The organism is uncultured Eudoraea sp., from assembly GCF_947258525.1.
GTDB lineage: Bacteria > Bacteroidota > Bacteroidia > Flavobacteriales > Flavobacteriaceae > Eudoraea.
Window position 1 is genome coordinate 1 of the sequence record NZ_CAMYIP010000101.1, and the last position, 3,859, is coordinate 3,859.

The window sequence follows — 3,859 nt, forward strand, 5'->3', positions numbered from 1 at the left end:
ATGTACCTCGGGTGGGAATCGAACCCACACGTCCGAAGACACTGGATTTTGAATCCAGCGCGTCTACCAGTTCCGCCACCGAGGCAAAGGGACTGCAAAGCTAAAAAATAATTTCGTTTGCAAAACTAAAATAACCCACATTTATCCTTTAGCAACCCAAATAAATTTTTAAATTTGCACCTCCTTAAGAATCAGGGGTTTTAAGAAACTAGAAAACAAGAGATTAACCATGGCTTATCAAGTACCGGAACCGAAAATTTTTGCCTGTACCCAAAGTATGGAACTGGGTAAAAAAATCGCCAAATTTTATGGTGCAGAATTGGGTAATGTTTTGTTTTCGCATTTCAGCGACGGGGAGTTCCAACCATCATTTGAAGAGTCTATTCGTGGTACCAGAATTTTTGTAATTGGTTCTACAAATCCAAGTTCTGAAAACCTTATGGAAATGCTGTTGATGTTAGATGCTGCAAAACGTGCCTCAGCCAGGCATATTACAGCTGTAATTCCATATTATGGATGGGCTCGGCAAGACAGAAAGGATAAACCAAGAGTTCCTATAGCGGCAAAATTAATTGCTAAAATGCTTGAAACTGCAGGGGCTACGCGTATTATAACTATGGACCTTCATGCAGATCAAATTCAGGGATTTTTTGAAAAACCTGTTGACCATTTGTTTGCTTCTACACTGTTTCTTCCATATCTGAGGAGCCTGAATTTGGATAACCTTACTATAGCATCTCCCGATATGGGTGGTTCCAAAAGAGCCTATGCGTATTCCAAAGCTCTGGAAAGTGATGTGGTGATCTGTTACAAGCAGAGAGCAAAAGCCAATGTAATTTCGCATATGGAACTAATAGGAGAGGTTCAGGGCAGAAATGTTGTCCTGGTTGATGACTTGGTGGATACGGCCGGCACCTTAGCGAAAGCTGCCGATCTTATGATGGAGCGAGGGGCTAAAAGTGTCAGGGCTATAACCACTCACGCATTACTATCAGGTAATGCATACGATAAAATTGAAAACTCACAATTGTTGGAATTGATCGTTACAGATTCTATCCCAATTAAAAAAGAAAGCGGAAAAATACGGGTTTTGAGCTGTGCCGAACTGTTTGCAGACGTAATGCACCGAGTTCATCACAATACCTCAATAGCCTCAAAATTTTTAATGTAAATATTAATTAAACTTAGATAATGAAATCAATTACAATCAAAGGATCAGAAAGAGAAAGCGTGGGCAAAAAGGCAACGAAGGCCCGGCAACGAAGGCCCTACGTAATGCTGGAAAGGTTCCTTGCGTGGTATACGGAGGGGAGAAACCATTACACTTTTCAGCGGATGAAATAGCATTCAAAAATTTAGTGTACACTCCAAACGCCCACACTGTAAAGGTTGATTTGGATAAAGGTGAAAAAGTGAAAGCCGTAATGCAGGATATACAGTATCATCCTGTTACGGATAGAATTCTACATATAGATTTTTACCAGCTCTTTGACGACAAGGAAGTTACCATGGATATTCCTGTGCGTTTACAAGGTAATTCCCCTGGGGTTAGAAATGGGGGCCGCTTATTATTCAGAAATAGAAAACTGACTATAACAGCTTTACCAGATAACCTTCCGGATTTCTTTGATGTAGATATAAATTCACTAAAAATAGGAGATAACATTCTGGTGGAGTCCTTATTAAGTGATGATTTTACTATTCTTCAACCAGATTCTACTGTTGTAGTCCAGGTTAAAACTGCTCGTGCAGCCATAGAAGAAGAACTTGAAGATGAAGAAGGATTAGAAGAAGGTGTTGAAGAAGGAGCTGAGGGAGCAGACGCAACCGAAGGTGCTGGTGAAACTGCTGCTGAAGGTGGTGAAAAACCTGCAGAAGGAGCATCTGAATAAATTAGCTAAACTTATTCATACTAAGCATCCCGTCCGTATATACAAGGATTCGGGATGCTTTTGTATTTTTACCCTTAACCAACTGAGGTTATGCAAAGTTTTTTAGAATTTATTTTTGGGAAAGAAAAACGACTTTTAGAAGAAACAGATTCCATGAAAAAGTACCTGCTCATTGGTTTGGGAAATATAGGGGATGAATACAAGGAAACCAGGCATAATATAGGTTTTCAAGTGCTTAACATGCTGTCTGAAAAAGAAAAATTTTCTTTTGAAACCAGGAAATTAGGAGATTTGGGTTCTTTTAAAATTAAAGGAAGAAGTGTGTTATGTTTAAAACCTTCTACCTACATGAACCTAAGCGGTAAATCTGTAAAATACTGGATGGAAAAAGAAAAAATTCCCATGGAAAATATTCTTGTGATCACTGATGATTTAAACCTCCCCTTTGGGACACTCAGGTTAAAAACAAAGGGCAGTGACGGAGGCCACAACGGTCTTAAAGATATTCAAAACAGCTTACAAACTACGAATTATAACCGATTGCGAATAGGAGTTGGTTCTGAATTCAATAAGGGAAGACAAGTAGACTATGTGCTTGGAAAATGGAATGATGAAGAAAAAAGTGCACTGCAGGAACGTCTGGAAAGAGCAAGTGAACTAATTGTATCTTTCGTTCTGGCCGGAGTAAAGATAACCATGAACGAATATAATAATACGTGATCTGACAAATCAGAACTAATCGATATTGTTAAGAAAATTGACTGGTCCTTATAGGGCCCGAAAAGAATAAATCCCGGAATCTGAAGTATTTCCTTCAGCATCTCTGGTAATCACCTTCCAATAATATACCGTATTCGGTAGAGCGTTTACTTTAATACTGGAAACTGTCGCGGCCGGAGAAGCCACTAAAACCTGCGGTGGAGAAACAGTATCGAGGAATATCTCATAACCCACAATGTCATCATCCACATCTGCAGCTGACCATTCCAATTCAATTTCTGAATTAATGTCGATTACTACAGAAGCTCCGGACAAAGGTGTAACTATTTGCGCCGGAAACGGGGCATGAGTAGTTTGGGACCCCGCATTGAAAAACTGCCAGACTGCACTTGAAGCAGTTTCCTGCACCAGAGTATTCCTGGTAATAACCTGCCATGAAAACGGGGCACCTTTTTCTATAGTTACCTCTGCACTTGTGGCCTGGGTATTCACCGTTTGGGTAATATCAGTTAACAGATTGGTGACCCTTAATTCATAAGTATTGGTATTATTAGCCGTTTGCCATATAAACTCTACCCTGCTTGAGGTTGGCGTTATGCTCACCCCCGTGGTACATAAGGAGTTTTGTTCAGGGAAAGTTAAAAGAGCCGCCGAAGGTGGTTTGGGCGAATCCTTTTTACAGGCCGCAAAAAGCAAACTAATAAAAACGAATAAAATAACTCTCATCGCTTCAACACTTTATAAGTTCCATTACTCATTCCTCCTCTAACACTTACGTAGTATAAACCCGAAGGTAACCCTATAAAATCGAGTGTAAGTATTTCTTCATCACTATCATACTTTTGACTACTGATAAGTCGGCCGTCTGATGCAAAAATCACAATATCCACAGCACCCATAGTTCTTCCTAAAAATATGTTTAAAGTCTCAATCACCGGATTAGGATAAATAACCGGAACAGCCGGTATAAAGAAGGTTTCTTCATACACACCCTGACATGCCAAATTGGTAGAAACTTTCAATGTATTAACGCCTTGTTTCAGATCCAAAACAAATTCCGGGGCTTCAGTCTGAATTAGGCTTCCGTTTAATTCTATAGTATACAATTGAGAACCAGACAATGTCAGCACTGTCTGCTGTTCGTCTATAGAGACTACAGAACTTACCCCTAAAGGCTCAGGTTCATTTATCACTACATCAAAACATATTTCTTCAAAAGTATTTACTCCATCCGTTCCATTTATACA

Annotated in this window: 4 protein-coding genes, 1 tRNA gene and 1 pseudogene; 3 read left to right on the forward strand and 3 right to left on the reverse strand. The window is 39.6% G+C overall.

Annotated features, from left to right (window positions below; all coding sequences use genetic code 11):
* Window positions 1–3: 3 nt before the first annotated feature.
* Window positions 4–85 (reverse strand) — tRNA-Leu (locus Q0X89_RS07695).
* Between the two features lie 144 nt (window positions 86–229).
* Between Q0X89_RS07695 and Q0X89_RS07700 the strand changes: the two genes are divergently transcribed.
* The 3 genes and pseudogenes from Q0X89_RS07700 (at window position 230) to pth (ending at window position 2,612) form a co-directional block, all read left to right on the forward strand.
* Entirely contained in the window at window positions 230–1,171 is a 942-nt protein-coding gene (locus Q0X89_RS07700; protein ID WP_297692801.1) for a ribose-phosphate pyrophosphokinase, read from the forward strand.
* Between the two features lie 20 nt (window positions 1,172–1,191).
* Window positions 1,192–1,892 (forward strand): annotated as a pseudogene (locus tag Q0X89_RS07705) (50S ribosomal protein L25/general stress protein Ctc).
* Window positions 1,893–1,982: 90 nt separating this feature from the next.
* Window positions 1,983–2,612 (forward strand): aminoacyl-tRNA hydrolase, encoded by a 630-nt coding sequence (pth, locus tag Q0X89_RS07710; RefSeq protein WP_297692803.1) that lies wholly within the window; start codon window positions 1,983–1,985, stop codon window positions 2,610–2,612.
* A 48-nt stretch (window positions 2,613–2,660) separates the two neighbouring features.
* Here pth and Q0X89_RS07715 read toward each other — a convergent pair whose 3' ends face one another.
* Together Q0X89_RS07715 and Q0X89_RS07720 are read right to left on the reverse strand one after the other, a co-directional pair.
* Window positions 2,661–3,338 carry a hypothetical protein gene (locus Q0X89_RS07715; RefSeq protein WP_297692805.1) on the reverse strand — a complete coding sequence of 226 codons (678 nt, stop codon included), beginning with the start codon at window positions 3,336–3,338 and terminating at the stop codon, window positions 2,661–2,663.
* A partial coding sequence (locus Q0X89_RS07720) for a T9SS type A sorting domain-containing protein (protein ID WP_297692807.1) occupies window positions 3,335–3,859 on the reverse strand: 525 nt, incomplete at its 5' end. The genes Q0X89_RS07715 and Q0X89_RS07720, both read right to left, overlap by 4 nt.